Raw genomic sequence first — 568 nt, 5'->3', positions numbered from 1 at the left:
TTGCGGTAGTCAATCTCTACGCGATTTACAAAGTCTGGAAAGCCAATGTATTCTCAAAATGGTGGAAGCTATTACTTCCCATTTTCATTAATTTACCAACGCTTACTTACTCGGCGGTACAAGGTGTGGATTTTCAGTTATTACACTTTTTACTGTTTGGTAAAGGCGTTGCTCAAAATTATCAGGCCAATCCTTTTGAATCGGTTGTGACCGGTGAAACGATCTCGTTTGCTTTACCAATGGGAGCCCTGTATGTATTCTATAAGCTGGCTAACTGGATTCGCACGAAAGAATACGCTGAGGAAGGCGTTTAGTGGCTGAGCGTGGGGTAGCTTTCCGTCGACAGGGAGCCCGTCCCGAAGGCGGGTTTGCAGCCCAACCAAACAGGGGTGCAAAGGTTCGAGTGGCTCTTGTTGGGGAAAGTAGTCTAACCACCATCAACCCCTGTGTGGTACTGTCTTTAATTCCAAAAAAGCCGGTATGATTTTTTCAAGATTCGACCCATTCGCCTATATTCGCCTTCTCAAGCACGTCCACTTGTGGCCGATGCAGCGTAGCCCCCTGAGTT

At 46.8% G+C, this 568-nt stretch carries 1 protein-coding gene; it reads left to right on the top strand.

Annotated features, from left to right (window positions below; translation table 11 throughout):
• On the top strand, nt 1–314 hold a 314-nt coding region (locus ACYVFD_RS36000), incomplete at its 5' end, for a hypothetical protein (RefSeq protein ID WP_461095456.1).
• Between the last annotated feature and the right edge of the window lie 254 nt (nt 315–568).

Source organism: Spirosoma gilvum (assembly GCF_054776815.1).
The sequence above is the reverse complement of the archived record's forward strand: the minus strand, read 5'-3'. Positions and strand labels throughout refer to the sequence as shown.